The following is a 15,943-nucleotide window of genomic DNA, read 5'->3' as shown; positions in this document are numbered from 1 at the left end:
CTTTCGCGTTAAAAAACACTTTACGCCAATGACTTCTGCGTGCCTGATATAAGCTCTTAATATCCGCCATTCATCATCCTCTTAGCACAATACACCAAGGAACCATCTTGGGTTTGACTGCACGGCAAAGGTGCTTTAGTCGCGGGATAGATCTACCACTTCTTTCAAGTTTTCTAATGGTACCCACCCTGATTCTTCGCTGACAGTTTTTATACACCATACCCAGCCATTCAACATTCGTGTGCCAATGAGTTGTTCCCCTTCATGCACATTAAGTTCTCTTGCCGTATAGTCCTCAAGCGCCAGCCCGTTGGCATTTTTTAGGCGCTGAATCACTTGACCAGGAACCCAACCAGCATCTTGCCCTGGCGTAGTGCAAAGGAACCAGAGATCCCAGCCTTCAGGACCTGCATATTTTTCTCCAACGATAAGAGGATCACCTTTTTTGAACGTAATGGGGTTAGGAAACTCACTTTCATGTGGATTGACAACGATATATTTCTTAGTAGTCATGTATTCAGCTAACCTTTTGATAAATATTCGTAAAAATTAACTTTGTTCGCTTATTAAAGCACGCCCAATTAACGCTCGGTTTGAGTGAAACTTATCAGTTTTCTATCAGACATACTATCCGACAACACACGCATGCACAGTTTTCAAACTAATTATCAGCATAAAAAAACTGTAATATTTTGATTTTAAATACGATGACAATAAACTGCATTATGAGTAGGAAAATACCAGTTAGCGTAATATGAAGGTATATTCAGTTAGCCAAAAACCGCGCCAATTTGCACGCGGTTTTCAATGGAAATTAACAGCAAGCTAATGAATAATTACAACTTTTTTAACTTATTTTAAGGTCTTCCAAAACATGATCTGCAGCCTGGAATGCCAACGCTGCCAAAGTGAGGGTTGGATTACCCGTTGCAACTGTTGGAAACACTCCGCTACCGACTAAAAACAGATTGCTATGGTCCCAAGATTGCTGACGAGGATTCACCACCGACCTATCTCTGCAGTCCCCCATTCGATACGTCCCCACAATGTGTCCAGCACCGTAAAACGTAAAATTATGGCCCTGATATTCAAAATTATTCGACGTTACTTGACTCTTATCACCATAAAATACCGGCGCAGGCGGAGCCTTGGTATATTCCCGAGCATCAAGGGCGTCAAAGAGTTTGGTCGAAATATCTTTAGCCGACACGAACGCATTGCGCACATAATCCTCGCGTACACGATAGGTTAATTTGGGGCGCGGCAAACCTAAGTTATCTTTCAGCGTCTCCGACAACTCGACACGGTTTTCCGGATCAGGTAATTGTTCAATTAAATAGCCCATACGAATTTGCCGTGTGTAAATACCATTCAAGGTATTCACCAGTGAGGCACCAAATAAGGCGCTATTCGCAGACATGGCGGGATCAAACCGTAATGGAATCCCCTGCTGATTGACAGAATCCCCATTTAATTGCGAATTATTTTGCCCAAATACAAAATCAGCTAAGGTCGTGAATGGATCATTTGCTGCCCACTGCCAACCTTCATTGCCGATTTCAATACGATAGGCGGCACGGTCTTTACGAAAGGCGCCATCACGTAAACTTTCTATACCCGCAGTAGATAAAGGCCCCCGAAAACCATAGACAGGATCTTTCGCCAGACCCCAGGCCAAATACATAATGTGATCCATCAAATTACGCCCCACTTGATCGCTATGGTTGGCGACGCCGTTCGGACAGGCTTTATTACGTTTAGACATGAGCAATAATTTAGGCGTCTCAATCGCGTGAGCTGCAATCACATATTTTTTACCCGTAACGGTACCGCCGCCCGTCGCTATCCCCCCGTGAGTTTGATAGGTCACATAATCAATACCAACAACATCCTTTGTATTTTCATCCACTTGAACATTTGTCGCAACGTGACGATAAAACACATCTACATTGCCGGTTTGCAATGCTCGCCCGAGCGTCACAGTGGCATCGTATTTGGCTTGGATAGGGCAAATAGGAATACAATTTGTATTCCCCGCACATTGACGGCGTTCACCCGGTAATGAATTGCGCCCCTGAGGGGTTGGCGTGACTGACAATTGAATATTGTCGTACACCATATCGCTCACAGCTTGTTCATATTGTAGATCGACTAAAGATGAAACAATGCCAGGCATGGGATAATCGTAATTCGCGCCATAAACGCCATCCGGTGAAACATTAAATCCGCGATAGAGCTGATCCATCGCCTCTTTGTCACCGGCGACGCCAATCTCATTGGTCGCCTGTTCATAGTAAGGAACCAGCGCTTGGTAAAATTGTTTTCCACCGGGCCAATCCACGCCCTGCTTATACTGGGTTTGCAACTCAAAATCATTGGGCAATAAATGCAAACTGGTTCCTAGCCAATGCCAAGTTGTGCCGCCGCCAATACGCTCATAGGAACTAGCAAAAGCAAACTTTGCTTCAGGGCTGTCAGGTTTCAAATGTTCAGGCTGCGGCGTGTAATCGAAATAACATTGCTTTGGATTGCGCCATGCGCCAATTTGCAACACGGTATAACGCGGCACATTCTCCTTCGCGGGATCAGGCAATCCGAGTGGATTATCCGCCGTCGATGCCGCTGGATTTTGCGTGGTTGGAGGATAAGGTGACTCAGGTGTTTTAGCATTGGCTTTAAAAAAGGTTTCCATGTAACCACTGCGGTCAACCGGCACTTCCTGCCCTGCTTCGAGGATTAATACTTTTTTCCCCGCCATCCCCAGTTGATAAGCCATGATAGAGCCGGCAATACCTGATCCCACTATAATGACATCGTAATTGGTTTGAGTGCTCATACAGCACCTCCTTGATGACCCGTATATGCCGACAGTGCAGCGGGTGGTTTCGCCCAATAGCCATAGCGATAATTTGAATCCCCCATCGGATGCGCCTGCATAACTTGCCAGACTAAACCTGTGGTATAACTTTTAGCCGAAATCATATCGCTAACCGTGGTTTCCGGCTCTGTATCCGTCGCGGGAATAATGGTTGGCCATGCACCTGAGTACCACATAAAAATTAATTTACGACAGGCCAACACAAAATTAGCCCCGTTATCTGGCGCCAGCATTTGCATGCCAATTTGTTGATCTGATAATTGCTGCGCTTTTAACGCCGCAAATTTTTGCAGAATAGTTGTAACTAAAGTTGGGTCCTTCGATTCTTCGGTTATTTTTTGCGTAAACACGGCTAAGTATTCGGATTTAATATCCACGGGATCCAACGTCGGGGCAATAATACTGGTCGCAAAGCCGGTGAATACCGCGCTCAAACCAATAAAGTTATTCATAGTGTCGGCAGTCGCGCCTGTAATATCAGTCATGATGAGTTCCTTTCGTAAATTATTGCGCGCGTTGCAGCAAGTAAGTGAAATCTGCAAAATTACCGTTAGTGGTTGCCGCATTATTGTGACAAGCCATACAGCTGCTTGATGTTTGCTTTACCGAACCTTGGATATAAGTTTCGAGCGTGGTGTTCGCTAAAAATGAGGGAGCAGGCACGCCCGTTGGATCGGTGGGATTTTTGGCATCGGTAGGCCATTGCGTGCTGATCAATTCGTAGTTCTTCCATACCGATCCCGGCACGACAGCGTCGAGTGCAGCGTGATAACTGGCATTTAAGGCTTTAGCATCGGCAGTGATAGGAATAACGCGTTCAACTTGAGTTGGTTTAGTGTGCGGGTTTGCCGGATCCCACGGGCGTGCTGGGGGTTCATTCACTTTGCAGTCAGTACATTTAGCATCGTAAAAATTATATGCCGACAATGATGCTGACTCACCTTGGGTTGGCGCGTTAGCGACATGCTCAAAGGTAGACCAAATCCATTGTGGTTCACCCGTGGTTTTGTGAGCAATGTGAAACCCCACTAGACCGACTTGCTCAAGCGCACAAGCTGGCTTGACCCCGTGTTGCTCTTCGGGATTGTTATAAACTAGCGCATAAGTCGTATAGTAATTCGTCGCATCAAACTTGCCGCCCATTTTTATCCATGAGGCCTTAAGCATGATAGAACCTACCTGCCCGGTTTTACTGTCGCTCGCGGTAAAATCGACATCGGCATTAAACTGTTTCTGGCCTTTTTTACTGTAGAGGTTATTGTCCAAAATAAAATTGAACATGGTTTCATTGGTTAATATTTCATAACGGGTATAAAGCCCGTTTTGATCAATCAATGGACCCGTTGTAAAAGGCTCACCACTTTCATCCAACACATTCGGGGTCTTCCCTACTTGCGTTAAATAAATAGTCCCTTCAGGAATGGACTTGGGATCAATACTTTTGCAAACATCCGGCACATTATTGGACTGATCCCACCCAGGTGGTTTTACGCCATCGGGTAAAAAAATCTCCCGGCTTTCCTTCCAATGCAGCCACACGACTGGCTGGTTAGTTTTTTGCCCAATGGTGGACGTGGTATTAGGTGTGCCATCGGCATTTGCTGGCCAGTTAAGTGCAATAAACGATTGCCAAGAAAAATCATCAAAATCATGTTGCAGGCTTTCGAGTGAGAACGGGGGGTTTGCTGTGATTTCCAGTGGCATAACAGGGCTTAACGTGGGTAGCGTTATAGCTGTTTTTGTCTCTACTGGTGCTTCTGCATGTACAGCAGCACTCATACACAAAAAAAGCGTACTGTAGCTAAAAGATTTGATAGACATGAAATTAACTCTCCTTGTTATTGGGACTTATTCAATGCTTAAAACGTTTACAACTCCACTTTCTTTAACGACTTAAAATCAGGGCTTTCACAACACTCGCCACTGCAGGCGTGATGTCACAATACAAATAGCGAACAAAACTTGACCTCAACCAAATCCCAATAAATGGGTTTCGATATTAAAATTGAAGTTTGCTGTTTTGATCGTAGTCTCTGGCTCACTGAGCAGGTCTGAACAGAATGATTGATACGGATAAATATTAACGTCTTTCATTGAAATTCCTTTTCATGATTGCGTTTTATCACGATACCTTGAGCCTAGATAATCCATTGAGGATCACCTCAAATGAAACCTAGTTATCTCAGTGGAAGGGTTAAACACTCCTGTGTTCCCGTAATGAAAACAATTCTATGCTGCAGAAAGAAAAGTAACCTTCTGAAAATATTCCATGTTAAAAGATTGTTTACGTTTCACTTATTGTCAAGCGTGAGGCAGGAGGTTTATTTTTTTTGCAAAAAAGCCCGCCGCACGACACGACGATAACAGCGGTAAAAAGCATAATGTGATATCAAGAGTTCAACATTGATCTGAAGTCTGCGAGGACCAAGCGTGGACAGGAACTAACTAAGCGATCGTAAAATCGGTCGCAACTACGCGTGGCCTAATTCTTATTTGGTAGCCATTGATTCAACAATAACTGTCAAAGTTTGGAAGATTTCGACTCATTTTCATCATTAGATTCTGTAAAGAGTCACTCAGCATCTGATTATATGGCCTTGCTAATGACTTTATAAACACTTTGACTGAAACAGAACACAACTTGTTCTTACTGTTGAAACAGGAAATCTATTTTCTTGTACTGACGAAAACTCTAAGATTAAAAATGATGCCATTTGGGGATGCTTTGACCTACTTAGGTAGCCCTGTGAAATATGATCATATCGTTCCACTTGCTTCCCACAATTGAGCCACAATGTACCTTCACACACTTGTTATTCACCGATGTTTGTGCCCATAACCAATACATTTATGCCTTTATAATTCACCTGTTCTATAGGCTTAAATCCATGATGTAGGTACAAACCTCCGGTTAAATCTTCTGTTTGAAGATATAATTTTTTCACGCCTATTTTATGTGCTAGCGATATTATCTCTTTCACAAGTTTTGAGGCGACACCCTGCCCTCTGGCCTGCGGAGTGACGTAAACACCACCAAGCCAAAACTCAAATTCTGGGTATATGTCCATTTCTCGAATTTTTAGCTCTGCTGAACCAGCAAGAACACCACTTACTTTTCCGACGATCAGAATAGGCGCAGTATCTCGATTTATTGATGCAGATACTTTTTCAACGACTTCCTCCTCGGTATAACTACCATTGTCTTGGCACCATTCATTGAAATACCATCTAGCTACCGTGTCTATCGCAGAGGGATTATCGGCAAGTAATGAAATTTCCATATATGTCCTTAAATGTACAACGATTTGATTTTCTTTATGAACAACATCTTACCAACTAAACCTGACAAGGCAAGCAGCCCACAACCATTGATGTTTGTAGTCAAACTATACTGATATCTATTAATGACTTTATGATGATGTTTACTTTGCTGTAGCTTTATTGAAAGTTCGGACGGGCATGACTTCTAGGTTGAAAGTAACCTCATCACATTAGCTTTTTTATAGCCACAACTTTATTCGCCCACTTGCATTTTAAACTTTGAAACAAGCTTTGGGGCATTTTAGAGTTAACCGATTTTAAGCACGCCACGCTTTAATCGCTTCTGTTGCTAAACCAGCTAGCTGTTTTGAGACTTCACGACCTCTGTAAATTGACGATGTGTCTTTTGCGATTGGAACAGAATAGTGAATATCGTGAGCAAGATTATTTAGATACTCGCGGCCACCACCTTCATAATTTTGCAGTTCCTGACCATTGAGCTGGATCATATAGCTATAGCCAAATGCACTCATGTTGCAATTTGCATTCAAGTACAAGCGACCTTCATGCTCCAAAAGGAACCATACTCGGTTTTCAGAATCCATTACTTTCATCGTCATCTCGCATAAGGGGATTTACCCGAACTTATCATAAAACCCAAACCGTAAATGGAAATACGCATCTCAACGGAACTTTTCGGTCAATTGATCTAATAAAGCTTCCATACTCTGCTCGAGGAGATCGAGCACTAGTTCAAAACCCTGTGCGCCGCCATAGTAAGGATCTGGTACTTCCGTTATTTGCGTATCAGCATAGGACAACATTAACTGTAACTTGTGTTGATACTCAACCGGACAACGGCTAAGCAGATCCGCCAAATTGGCATTATCCGCAGCTAGAATTAAATCAAAATGCTCAAAATCAGCATTCACTACCTGCCGCGCCCGCATGCCCTCGAAACTAAAACCCCGCTTTTTACCAGCCTCAATAGCGCGGCTATCGGGCTTATCCCCTTGGTGATAACCAATAGTACCCGCCGAATCCACCTCAATATTAAGCCTGCGCTCAGCAATCTTAAAACGACAAACCGCCTCTGCCGTCGGTGAGCGACAAATATTACCCATACAAACCATCAATATTCGCCGTACACTTTGATCTTTTAACATGAATACCTCATAGCTTAGTATTATCAATAAGTTATCTAATGTGCTTAAACCTAGATGTAAACTTAATATGATAAGCAGCTTAAAACATTAATTATTTACCTATAAATACAACATGTTAAACCTAGAAATACAAAATATTCTTACGCCAAACCATTATCAAAAATAAAATGCGCGCTACGATCCGAAAGTTAAGGGGGTCACCTCAGCTAAAATATTCCCCTTGAGCCATATACATACCAAGCACGCTCAAAATTTAACCTAACCCGTAAAATATACGATAAACAGCACAGAAACAAATTAGCCTCCTTGCTAAGGATTTTTTATCGACTAGGTTTATATGTCAGAGTACGGTTTAAAATAAAACTGACTGTTCACCGCATACTCGCTCAAATAAAAAATACACCACAAAGTACAAGAAGAGGAAAAGTAAAATGGATTTTATTGAACGAATCGATGTTCTATCAAAACGTATCCCTCAAATTGCTAATAGCCTTCAAACTGAGGAAGCGACTAAGAATGCCTTAGTCATGCCATTTTTGCATACAGTTCTAGGATATGATGTTTTTAATCCTAGCGAAGTTGTCCCAGAATTTACGGCAGATACTATAGGTAAAAAAGGTGAGAAAGTTGACTACGCATTAATTAAGGAAGGTGAAGTGCAAATCCTTATTGAATGCAAAAAGTACAATGAAAAGCTGTCCATAAAGCATGCGTCACAACTATTTCGTTATTTTTCTGTCACAAATGCACGCTTAGCTATTCTTACAAACGGTACTGAATATCAATTTTATACCGATCTTGATGCTCCTAACAAAATGGATGAAAAACCATTTCTAATCTTAGATCTTGAAAATATTGATGAACACTTAATTCCTGAAGTTAAAAAGCTGACTAAAAACTCGTTCGACGTTAACTCAATAGTCAGCGCGGCAGGAGAACTAAAATACTTGAGTCAGATAAAACGTATTATTAGTGAGCAATTTAAAGAACCTGAAGAAGAGTTTATTCGCTTTTTTGCCTCAAGGGCTTATGATGGGGTTCTTACACCTAAAGTAAAACATCAATTTGCTGAAATTACTCATAAAGCACTAAGACAATTTCTCAACGACAGCATTAATGAACGTTTAAAATCCGCTATTGGCAATGATAAACCAACTGATGAAAACAAAAATTTAATCGATACCCCAATCCCATCCAATGATGAAAAAATTAAAGTAGTTACTACTGAAGAAGAAATTGACGGTTTCAATGTGATAAAAGCTATATTGAGGCAAAAAATAGAAGTTAATCGAATCATCGCAAGGGATACCCAAAGTTACTTTGGCATACTATTGGATGATAATAACCGAAAACCCTTATGCCGCTTACACTTCAATGCTAAAAAAAAGTATCTAGGATTAGTGGATGAAAATAAAAATGAAACTCGTCATCCTATTAACTCTGTAGATGATATTTTTAATTTCAGTGAACAACTATTATCGACAGTCGCCTATTACGAATAATACTATCAAAATATCAATTGCGCATTACTCAGCGTAAAGACTTATGCGCAATTTGATTTACTAGGAACGGCTACTCAGTTTCAACATCGGTTCTTACCCGTAAAAAACTGGCAAACCGCGGTAAACCGTTAACGGTAAGCCCAAGGTATTTATAGGTGATAATAGTGCCCACAGCGGGGGGATGTTGGCGCTCTGCGAGACTAAAACCTGTGCCAATACTAAAAATTCGGCCGTCTGGGGTTTGCACTTTTAATGCGCCCATCTGCCCTGCAAATTGACCTTTACCAGGGATATAAGCGATAACAGTAGCTTCAGCATCATAATAAGGTTTTAACTTCATCAGATGAGGATTGCGGCCACTAATATAAGTCGCAGAACTGCGATGCAGCATCAAGCCTTCGGCGCCTTTTGCAACTAAGGCATCGAGTTTTTGATACAGGGCTTCAAGGCTTTCTACTTGGAACTGCACTATGACTTCAAGATAATTCGATTTGCCACTCAGTTCAGTCAGCGCAAATTGATAGCGATGCTGAAAGTCGCCACCCGCCTTGGGGACATCGAACACCATAAATCGCACTTTGCGCCAATCATCATCCTTAGCTGAGGTTTGTCGAACAAGACTGGACATTGCTTCAAACTGACCTCGCCCAAGCCATAATTCACCATCGAGGGGATAATTCGGAAAATTCGCAGTAAACCAAATGGGTGTGGCGATGGTATTCCCCTGCCGAGTAAATAATTCCTTGCCATTCCAGTAACCTCGAACCCCGTCGAGTTTCTCACTAATCAAAAAATTTTGAACATTAATATCTTGTGAAGTTCGAGTCGCATCAAACTCGGTAGCAAGTTGTATGGCAGGTGGTGAGGTTTGTGCGTTAACCGAAAGAGTTAAACCGCAAAGTAAAAGCAAGCTGAGCTTAAAAATACTAAAACGGATGAACTGATTAAATGTTAAATTTCGTAACGTGTTAGTATGAGTCATTCCCTTGCCCACGCTGCAATATATCCTTCATCAAGCTTAGGCCGCACGGCTAAAGTTGCACTAAAATAACCGCAAAAGTCACTAACTCCCTAAGTTAACAACGAATGTTGATGATCAAATTTGCTCAGTTAATTGTTTATGCACTTTTCATCTCAGGCTATACTGCGGCCAAATTTATGACTCAGTCAAATGTTAACAAAGACAACAGTAGGGTTTATTCCCCCCTGTTTTGAATGAGCAGAACCTCAGCGCTTTGTCGCTAACGTCAATTGGAAACACTATGAAACCAGCCAATAATCACGGTATTAAGCGCATATTCAGAGCGACGGGATTTTCGATGAAGGGCCTAAAGGCCGCTTGGATCCACGAAGCCGCCTTCAGACAGGAATTAATCTTGACGATAGTCATGTTACCCGTAGCCTTATGGGTTGATATCAGCACTATTGAACGCCTTATGCTGATTTTCACGTTGTTTATCGTGTTGATTGTTGAGCTATTAAACTCGGCAATTGAAGCTGTGGTTGACCGTGTCGGCAGTGAAATACACCCGTTAAGTGGCCAAGCCAAGGACATTGCCTCGGCTGCCGTCTTTATGAGTCTTGCGCTTTGTGGATTAACTTGGCTGGTTGTATTAACGCCGCTAGTGCTTTAATTCTTAGTTTCTAAACCGTCGCATGAGCAATCATTGAGCCATCGTCCCTTAAAAAGTCGATGGCTTGTTTGATCTGGGCTAAGCGGTCATTCTCAGCCCAATACGCAAGATACACATTTCGTGAAATGGCATTCGCGCCGCTGACAAGATGCAATTCGCCGCCGCGCAATGCATGTTGCACTAGATGCTCAGGTAAAAATGCGCAGCCGCCATTATTCAAGATGAAATCTAACGCAATACGTGCTGAACTCGTGTGCAGCGTTGGCACTGGCAGCGAGGCATATTCCTGCGCGTGAACAATATTGAACGCCGTACCCCAATCGACTTTTACATATTGCCCCGGCACAACCGCTTTTACCGTTTGACCTTTTAAGCTCGACACCAACAACAAATTAATTTGCCCCAGTTGTACTATCTCAAATTGATCAAGCTTTGGCGGATCGAATGAAATCGCAATATCTAAGGTGCGGTCCATTAGCTGACGCGTCATTGCATTCGCGGGTAGCACTTCGGTGCGCAACGCCACGCCAGGTAAACCGACATGCAATCCCTGTAAATAACCTTGCAAATAAGCGTCCCAAATATTCGGCCCTGCACCAATGGCAAGCTGCGTTGTCTGTAACTGGCTGAGGGAAACATCTTGCTTAGCCCGCTCCCATGCTGTTAACACCGCTTCGGCATGACCAAGCATACGTTCGCCTGCTGGCGTGGGCTGAATATTATTACGTTGCCGTTCAAATAAGGCGACACCCAAAATGCTCTCAAGCTGTTTCACCCTAAAGCTCACAGCGCTTCGGGTGAGATAAAGATTCTCAGCCGCTTTACCAAAATGGCGAGTACGGGAGACTTCGAGAAAGGTTTTTAGTAAATCGGTATCCATAAAAATTCTTGACCAACATAGGCAAATTTTTTTGATTTATAAATCAATAATACTAGCCAATACTCCAGTTGCAAATCTTTGTATATCAAAAACTAGAGGGTATCTGCCATGTCTGAACAGTCTTTTTTTAACGCTAACAAGGGTTCTGAGACGTTTAACGGCTCAGTTGCTGCCAGTTTTGTCTCTCAAAAACGTTTCTACGACGACGCTAATTTCCCCAAAGGCTTTAAACGAAGCGGCGATTTTACCAATAAAGAAGCTGAACTCCTTGAATTGCATGGTCATGCGATGAAGAATTTAGCGGAAGGGAAAACGCTGCCTTGCACCTCTGATGAAGCCCAATTTGTGGAAGTCGCCAAAGGAAATATCGCCCCCAGTAGCTTGTTAGAGCAGATCTGGGTAAAGTATCGCAGGCTCGCCATGGGGAAACCCTTTTATGCCGTGGTTGGTACAGTGCATTTGCCTGCAACCAAGCCCGAGATAGAAATAGAGGCTGAGGCTGTATTTGATATTGAAGATGATGTTCAGGATGAACCTGAACCCGAGGATAAAGAATGAAGATTAAGGTTTGCTACTAAATGCGTGGTTGGATTTTATATAAAGAAACCGCGACTCAGCTAAAACCTGAATGGTATGAAATTGAGCGTCTACTGGCGGCAGCAAAAGCCGATAACATAGAGTTGGAAGTTTACGCACCTGATGAATTTGATCTGACTGTCACCAGAGAAGATAACAAGAGTATTTTATTGAATGGGCAAGCCGTCGAGCTGCCCGATTTTATCATTCCGCGAATGGGCTCAGGCACGACCTACTTTGCTTTAGCCATTATTCGTCACTTAGAAAGATTAGGGGTATATTGCCTCAATCCATCTAAAGCCATTGAAATCGTTAAAGACAAGTTATTCTCCCAACAATTGTTGGCCGAGAAAAATCTGCCTACGCCTAAAACCATGTTGGTTAAATTCCCAGTCGATATCGCCCTTGTAGAACGCCATCTCGGCTTTCCTGTGGTGATTAAAACACTTTCAGGCTCACAGGGCAGTGGTGTGTTTTTATCCCATAAGGCGCGTGAATTTGACGATTTAATGCAGTTGATTGAAGCGACCAATAAAAACGCTAACATCATTCTGCAAGAGTTTATCGCTAACAGTCATGGGCGCGATCTACGCGTATTCACTATTGGTGGTCGTGTGGCGGGTTGCTATGAAAGGCGTGGTCAAGAAGACAGCTTCAAAGCCAATGTCAGTGCCGGTGGTTCAGCGCGTCCATTTCAGATCACTCCTGAAATTGAATGGCTTGCCACCCAAACAGCCAATATTCTCGATCTTGATGTTGCAGGTATCGATTTATTGTTTGATAACGGCCATTACAAAATTTGTGAGGCTAACTCATCTCCTGGGTTTGAGGGCTTAGAGTCCTGTTTGAATGTGGATATTGCCGCGCAAATTTTGCATTTTATTCGTATCCGTTTAGGCATGTTTAATAAAGATGAACCAAGTAGCCCAAAAATCGTAGCTGATAGCGTAGAGGCTGAGACTTCTACTCCGTCACTTCTATCGTCTGTGTCCTCTATCGAGACGAAATAGAAGCACTAGGACATATCAATATCTAGCGGGATCGTACCGCTAGATATTCTCAATATCGATGATTCTCCACCATGTTTGTGTCTATATCCATTTGTATCTCGCCCCATCAACAACACAACAATCCTAAAGCCGTTCAGGAAGGAAACACTTGCCCTGAGTCTTTCAATCCACAATTGATGTGATCGCTCGCTCAAATTTCATTCAACCTCACGAGAATCAGCCCTACCTTTGTTTTTAATCACAATTTTTTGCATTTTTTAAAACATTTTGTTCACATTAAAAAATTTGCTGTTAAACTCCAAATGTTGCTTTTTTATGGCACTAAATTCTGACCTTATCGCTAAACATAATAAGAATAATGCAGGAGTCACTCCTTAACATGTCGATACGCCTATTACCCCTAATCATAGCGTCACTGCTCAGCACTCAAGTGCAAGCCGATGATTTTACTATTCAGTTGGGCGGCTTTTATTCGCAATCAGACACCAATATGGAAGTCACTAACCCTATTTCGGGTAATAATTTCACCTTAGATTATGAGTCCGATCTACAACTTGCAGAAAACGAATTTTTACCCTTTATCGAGTTAAATTATCACTTTAACGAACGGCACAATATCTACCTAGACTGGAAACAGCTTCATCGTAACGCCGAAACCCAAGCCTTAACCAAACCCTTCCAGCTCGAGATTAACGACACCATTTACGATATCAAAGCAGGCGGTAATCTAAATTCAACCTTAAACATTGATGTACTGCGCTTCGGCTATGGCTATGATGTATTTCAAGGCAGTAACTATGATGTCGGTTTATCACTTGGTTTACATACTATGTTTATCAAGACAGGTTTTGAAGGGGTGATTGGTGTTTGCGCTTCATCGGAATTACTCAATAATGTCTGCGGTAGCCAAGCAATTCCGCGCATTGTTGACGAAAATGTCACTGCGCCACTGCCCGACATTGGCATATATGGTCAGTATGAATTTGTTCCCGGTTGGCAAATCACCAGCCATGCACAGTATTTCTATATCAAACTCAATGATGTCAAAGGCGAACTGGTTGATATTAAAGTGGGGGTTAATGCACAAATCACCCCAAACTGGCGAATGAGCGTGGCCTATAACTACTATAAAGTTGACGTTGATATCGCCCAAAATTCGCCGAATAAAGATACTCAAATCGCCGATTACAACATCTATTACAATTTTATTGGTCCTATGCTTTCTATCAGCTATTCCTTTTAATTTTAATGCTATAAAAAATCTCTTCCCATATTGTATTAAACACCCCTTCTCGCTCAAACAGTTGCCCGAACCCTAGCCCAAATTAGTGCTAAAAAATAAGGGCGCCTACTGGACGCCCTCATGATTCAACCCATTAACCCTATTTACGACCATCCTGCTCACGTTTGGCTTTAAAGTCTGATGATTCAAGCCAATGGGGCCAATCTGAACCATTCGCTAAGGTGGTTATCATACTGGCGATCAAGTCTAAGTCTTGACTCACCCCCTCCAACGTCCAATTTGGATCATAATCATCGGCTCCTTGGTGATATTTATGCGCAATATAGTCAGGATCTGTATCCCCAAGACTCATAAATAACAATCCTGGTACACCTTGCTGGGCCAGCGCAAAATGGTCTGATCTAAACATCAATCCATTCTGTGGTCTTGGATCCGCTTTTACCGAACGGTCTTGGGCTTTGGCGGCTTTATCTAAGTATTGCTCCAACTCAGATACCCCTTCCCCATAGCGCAAAATGTAATCCACGCCTTTATTTACATTCATGCCATCGATATTTAAAAAGGCGACGATATTTTTGGTTGGCACACTGGGATGCTGAGCAAAATGCTGTGCACCAATCAGACCCGTTTCTTCTGCAGTAAAGGCACTGAAGAGCACCGAGCGATCCAGTGGCGCCGTGCTAGCTTGCTGTTTGAAGTAACGCGCTAACGCTAAAACCCCCGCCACACCGCTGGCATTATCGACCGCACCGTTTAAAATCTCTGACTTACCGTCTTCAATCACAGTGCCAAGGTGATCCCAATGGGCATGCATCATCACCACTTCCTCGGGGCGCGTTTTACCGGGCAGTAAAGCCGCGACGTTATGGGACTCGGCGCGTTCAATTTTATTGTTTAACGTGAGCTGCGCGCTCAGCTTAAGTGGGATAGCCTTAAAGTTTGGCTTGGCTGCTTGCTGTTTTAAGGTATCAAAATCCAATCCCGCTTTGGCAAAGATTTTTTGTGCGGTTTCGTGCTGAACCCAGCCCATCACGCCCACTTGACCTTGGTTATTATTGGCATCGACCAGAGTAAACTTAGTCCCTGTGTTGGAGTTTTGCACCACACCCCAGCCATAGGCGGCAGGCGCTGTTTCGTGAACAATAAACACGGCCTCAGCGCCTTGACGCGCCGCTTCCTCATATTTATAAGTCCAGCGACCATAATAGGTCATAGCATTGCCTTTAAATATTGTTGGATCTTGGGTCGCAAAGCCGGGGTCATTCACGAGTACGATGACCGTTTTGCCTTTTACATCTAACCCTTGATAATCATTCCAGCCATATTCGGGTGCATTGATACCATAGCCAACAAATACCACATCGCTTTTATTCAGGCTCACGGTGTCGGCGATTCTTTGGGTTCTCGCAGTAAACTCACTACCATTAGCAAACTTCAGCCCGCCGATATCAAGCTGCATGTTTTGATCGGCACTAATTTGCGCCAAAGGAACCGCCTGTAAATAGCTATCGCCAAATCCGGGTTTGAGACCCATATCTTTAAATGCTGTCACTAAATAGTCTAAAGTTAAGGTCTCACCTTCAGACAAGGGCGCGCGTCCCCCAAAAGCATCACTCGCTAAGGTTTTCACATCGGTTCGGTATTGCACGAGATCGAGACTTTTCACAAATGCCGTTTCAGCAAAGACAGGTAATGAGATAGTGGCCAACAGACTTGTGGTTATGATTAAATTTTTCACAACTTTCTCCCAAGTTATTATCATTATTTGGTTTTAAGGATAGACTTTACCATAT

At 42.9% G+C, this 15,943-nt stretch carries 15 protein-coding genes; 5 read left to right on the top strand and 10 right to left on the bottom strand.

The window, feature by feature from the left end; all coding sequences use genetic code 11:
* Window positions 1-135: 135 nt before the first annotated feature.
* The 7 genes from L5L97_RS10625 to L5L97_RS10595 all read right to left on the bottom strand — a co-directional run bounded on the left by L5L97_RS10625 (window position 136) and on the right by L5L97_RS10595 (window position 7,305).
* Window positions 136-513: an SH3 domain-containing protein gene (locus L5L97_RS10625; RefSeq protein ID WP_263181838.1), complete on the bottom strand. Its 378-nt coding sequence runs from the start codon at window positions 511-513 to the stop codon at window positions 136-138.
* Between the two features lie 334 nt (window positions 514-847).
* The gene (locus L5L97_RS10620; RefSeq protein WP_263181837.1) at window positions 848-2,836 is read right to left on the bottom strand and encodes a GMC family oxidoreductase; all 1,989 of its coding nucleotides are present in this window, start codon (window positions 2,834-2,836) and stop codon (window positions 848-850) included.
* Complete coding sequence (locus tag L5L97_RS10615; RefSeq protein WP_263181836.1) at window positions 2,833-3,363, bottom strand: hypothetical protein; 531 nt, start codon at window positions 3,361-3,363, stop codon at window positions 2,833-2,835. Before L5L97_RS10615 ends, L5L97_RS10620 begins: the two co-directional genes overlap by 4 nt.
* Window positions 3,364-3,382: 19 nt before the next feature.
* Window positions 3,383-4,699, bottom strand: coding sequence for a hypothetical protein (locus L5L97_RS10610; RefSeq protein WP_263181835.1), 1,317 nt, complete (start codon window positions 4,697-4,699; stop codon window positions 3,383-3,385).
* Window positions 4,700-5,691: 992 nt separating this feature from the next.
* Window positions 5,692-6,159, bottom strand: coding sequence for a GNAT family N-acetyltransferase (locus tag L5L97_RS10605; RefSeq protein ID WP_263181834.1), 468 nt, complete (start codon window positions 6,157-6,159; stop codon window positions 5,692-5,694).
* Window positions 6,160-6,456: 297 nt separating this feature from the next.
* Window positions 6,457-6,753, bottom strand: coding sequence for a hypothetical protein (locus tag L5L97_RS10600; protein ID WP_041420546.1), 297 nt, complete (start codon window positions 6,751-6,753; stop codon window positions 6,457-6,459).
* A 69-nt stretch (window positions 6,754-6,822) separates the two neighbouring features.
* Window positions 6,823-7,305, bottom strand: a complete 483-nt coding sequence (locus L5L97_RS10595; protein WP_263181833.1) for a low molecular weight protein-tyrosine-phosphatase — start codon at window positions 7,303-7,305, stop codon at window positions 6,823-6,825.
* 431 nt (window positions 7,306-7,736) lie between these two features.
* Between L5L97_RS10595 and L5L97_RS10590 the strand changes: the two genes are divergently transcribed.
* Window positions 7,737-8,807 (top strand): type I restriction endonuclease, encoded by a 1,071-nt coding sequence (locus L5L97_RS10590; protein ID WP_263181832.1) that lies wholly within the window; start codon window positions 7,737-7,739, stop codon window positions 8,805-8,807.
* Between the two features lie 70 nt (window positions 8,808-8,877).
* Here the strand turns inward: L5L97_RS10590 and L5L97_RS10585 are convergent, their stop codons facing one another.
* Window positions 8,878-9,789: a DNA ligase gene (locus tag L5L97_RS10585; RefSeq protein ID WP_263181831.1), complete on the bottom strand. Its 912-nt coding sequence runs from the start codon at window positions 9,787-9,789 to the stop codon at window positions 8,878-8,880.
* A gap of 280 nt (window positions 9,790-10,069) precedes the next feature.
* On the opposite strand from L5L97_RS10585, the gene L5L97_RS10580 reads away from it, so the two are divergent.
* Window positions 10,070-10,441, top strand: a complete 372-nt coding sequence (locus L5L97_RS10580) for a diacylglycerol kinase (protein ID WP_028760259.1) — start codon at window positions 10,070-10,072, stop codon at window positions 10,439-10,441.
* Between the two features lie 10 nt (window positions 10,442-10,451).
* On the opposite strand, the gene hdfR is transcribed toward L5L97_RS10580, so the two are convergent.
* Window positions 10,452-11,321, bottom strand: coding sequence for an HTH-type transcriptional regulator HdfR (hdfR, locus tag L5L97_RS10575; RefSeq protein WP_028760260.1), 870 nt, complete (start codon window positions 11,319-11,321; stop codon window positions 10,452-10,454).
* A gap of 108 nt (window positions 11,322-11,429) precedes the next feature.
* Here hdfR and L5L97_RS10570 point away from each other — a divergent pair, with 108 nt between their 5' ends.
* The 3 genes from L5L97_RS10570 (at window position 11,430) to L5L97_RS10560 (ending at window position 14,150) form a co-directional block, all read left to right on the top strand.
* On the top strand, window positions 11,430-11,879 hold the full coding sequence (locus tag L5L97_RS10570) for a DUF413 domain-containing protein (protein WP_028760261.1): 450 nt from the start codon (window positions 11,430-11,432) through the stop codon (window positions 11,877-11,879).
* 20 nt (window positions 11,880-11,899) lie between these two features.
* Entirely contained in the window at window positions 11,900-12,907 is a 1,008-nt protein-coding gene (locus L5L97_RS10565; protein ID WP_263181830.1) for a RimK family alpha-L-glutamate ligase, read from the top strand.
* A 379-nt stretch (window positions 12,908-13,286) separates the two neighbouring features.
* A complete protein-coding gene (locus L5L97_RS10560) occupies window positions 13,287-14,150 on the top strand; it encodes a hypothetical protein (RefSeq protein WP_028760263.1) in 864 nt (287 codons plus the stop codon).
* A gap of 139 nt (window positions 14,151-14,289) precedes the next feature.
* Here L5L97_RS10560 and L5L97_RS10555 read toward each other — a convergent pair whose 3' ends face one another.
* On the bottom strand, window positions 14,290-15,912 hold the full coding sequence (locus L5L97_RS10555) for a M28 family metallopeptidase (RefSeq protein ID WP_263181829.1): 1,623 nt from the start codon (window positions 15,910-15,912) through the stop codon (window positions 14,290-14,292).
* Window positions 15,913-15,943: the final 31 nt, after the last annotated feature.

It is taken from the genome of Shewanella sp. SM71, from assembly GCF_025653905.1.
In the GTDB taxonomy this organism is placed as follows: domain Bacteria; phylum Pseudomonadota; class Gammaproteobacteria; order Enterobacterales; family Shewanellaceae; genus Shewanella; species Shewanella oncorhynchi.
Note: the sequence above shows the minus strand (reverse complement) of the source record. Positions and strands in the feature narration are given on the sequence as shown.

What these genes read in the sequence shown, in the direction of transcription:
- L5L97_RS10625 (WP_263181838.1), bottom strand. Translation starts at nt 513, where the DNA reads ATGACTACTAAGAAATATATCGTTGTCAATCCACATGAAAGTGAGTTT.
- L5L97_RS10620 (WP_263181837.1), bottom strand. Translation starts at nt 2,836, where the DNA reads ATGAGCACTCAAACCAATTACGATGTCATTATAGTGGGATCAGGTATT.
- L5L97_RS10615 (WP_263181836.1), bottom strand. Translation starts at nt 3,363, where the DNA reads ATGACTGATATTACAGGCGCGACTGCCGACACTATGAATAACTTTATT.
- L5L97_RS10610 (WP_263181835.1), bottom strand. Translation starts at nt 4,699, where the DNA reads ATGTCTATCAAATCTTTTAGCTACAGTACGCTTTTTTTGTGTATGAGT.
- L5L97_RS10605 (WP_263181834.1), bottom strand. Translation starts at nt 6,159, where the DNA reads ATGGAAATTTCATTACTTGCCGATAATCCCTCTGCGATAGACACGGTA.
- L5L97_RS10600 (WP_041420546.1), bottom strand. Translation starts at nt 6,753, where the DNA reads ATGAAAGTAATGGATTCTGAAAACCGAGTATGGTTCCTTTTGGAGCAT.
- L5L97_RS10595 (WP_263181833.1), bottom strand. Translation starts at nt 7,305, where the DNA reads ATGTTAAAAGATCAAAGTGTACGGCGAATATTGATGGTTTGTATGGGT.
- L5L97_RS10590 (WP_263181832.1), top strand. Translation starts at nt 7,737, where the DNA reads ATGGATTTTATTGAACGAATCGATGTTCTATCAAAACGTATCCCTCAA.
- L5L97_RS10585 (WP_263181831.1), bottom strand. Translation starts at nt 9,789, where the DNA reads ATGACTCATACTAACACGTTACGAAATTTAACATTTAATCAGTTCATC.
- L5L97_RS10580 (WP_028760259.1), top strand. Translation starts at nt 10,070, where the DNA reads ATGAAACCAGCCAATAATCACGGTATTAAGCGCATATTCAGAGCGACG.
- hdfR (WP_028760260.1), bottom strand. Translation starts at nt 11,321, where the DNA reads ATGGATACCGATTTACTAAAAACCTTTCTCGAAGTCTCCCGTACTCGC.
- L5L97_RS10570 (WP_028760261.1), top strand. Translation starts at nt 11,430, where the DNA reads ATGTCTGAACAGTCTTTTTTTAACGCTAACAAGGGTTCTGAGACGTTT.
- L5L97_RS10565 (WP_263181830.1), top strand. Translation starts at nt 11,900, where the DNA reads ATGCGTGGTTGGATTTTATATAAAGAAACCGCGACTCAGCTAAAACCT.
- L5L97_RS10560 (WP_028760263.1), top strand. Translation starts at nt 13,287, where the DNA reads ATGTCGATACGCCTATTACCCCTAATCATAGCGTCACTGCTCAGCACT.
- L5L97_RS10555 (WP_263181829.1), bottom strand. Translation starts at nt 15,912, where the DNA reads ATGATAATAACTTGGGAGAAAGTTGTGAAAAATTTAATCATAACCACA.